The following is a 1,040-nucleotide window of genomic DNA, read 5'->3' as shown; positions in this document are numbered from 1 at the left end:
GGCGGGGGCCCGGAGCCGGGCCCGGTGCGCCGCCCGCGCCGGGCTGCGGGCGGTTCGCCCCGGAGCTGTGCGCGATGTACGAGCGGGTGGCCGTGGCCGGCAGGCCGGACGAGGAGGCGCGCGAGCTGCTGCGGCGGCGCAGCCCGTCGGCCGTCGCGGACCGCATCGCGGTCCCGACGCTGATCGTGCAGGGCCAGTCCGACTCCCTCTTCCCCCTCGACCATGCCGACGCCATGGCCCGCGCCGTCGCGGCGAACGGCGCGCCGGTCTCGGTGGACTGGGCGGCGGGCGGCCACGACGGCGGCGTGTCCGAGGCGGACCGGGTCCAGGCCCGGGTGACCGCCTGGTTCGACCGCTACCTGAAGGGTGACGAGGGCGCGGACACCGGCCCGGTCTTCCGGGTCTCGCGCTCCGGCGGGATCGACTCCACCGACGGCACGATCAAGCTCAGCGGTGCGAGCGCGGACCGCTACCCCGGTCTGACGCCCGGCCCCCGCCCGGTGCCGCTGACCGGGCCGGAGCAGACGTTCGGCAATCCGCCCGGCGGCGCACCGCCGGCCCTGTCCGCGCTGCCCGGCATCGGCGGGCAGCTGTCGACGCTGGGGGCCGGGCTCGCGATGGACTTCCCCGGCCAGTTCGCCCGGTTCGACTCGGCCCCGCTGGACAGCGCGCTGCGCGTCACGGGCACCCCGACCGTCACGCTGAAGGTGAGGTCGACGGCCGCGGACGGATCGGCCGTCCTGTTCGGCAAGGTCTACGACGTGGCGCCCGACGGGACCACACAGGTGCTGCCCCGTCAGCTGGTGGCCCCCTTCCGGGTCGAGAACGCGCAGCAGGGCAGGGCCGTGCAGCTGCGGCTCCCGGCGATCGACCACAAGGCCGAGGCCGGGCACCGGCTGCGGCTGGTCGTCGCCGCGACCGACCTCGGCTACGCCACCCCCGCGGCTCCCGCGGCGTACACGGTCGCCGTCGAGAGCCCGCTCGGCGTGCCGGTCGCCGACGGCGTCACCACCGCCGCGGCCGGGCTGCCCGCCTGGACC

1 protein-coding gene is annotated in these 1,040 nt (G+C 77.5%); it reads left to right on the top strand.

Annotated features, from left to right (window positions below; translation table 11 throughout):
- Nucleotides 1-1,040 (top strand): CocE/NonD family hydrolase C-terminal non-catalytic domain-containing protein (locus GPJ59_RS36475; protein WP_219672387.1); only part of this gene is annotated, 1,040 nt, incomplete at both ends.

The sequence above is a fragment of the Streptomyces bambusae genome, from assembly GCF_019400985.1.
GTDB classification, from domain to species: Bacteria; Actinomycetota; Actinomycetes; order Streptomycetales; family Streptomycetaceae; genus Streptomyces; species Streptomyces bambusae_A.
This window is presented reverse-complemented; position numbering and strand designations above follow the sequence as displayed.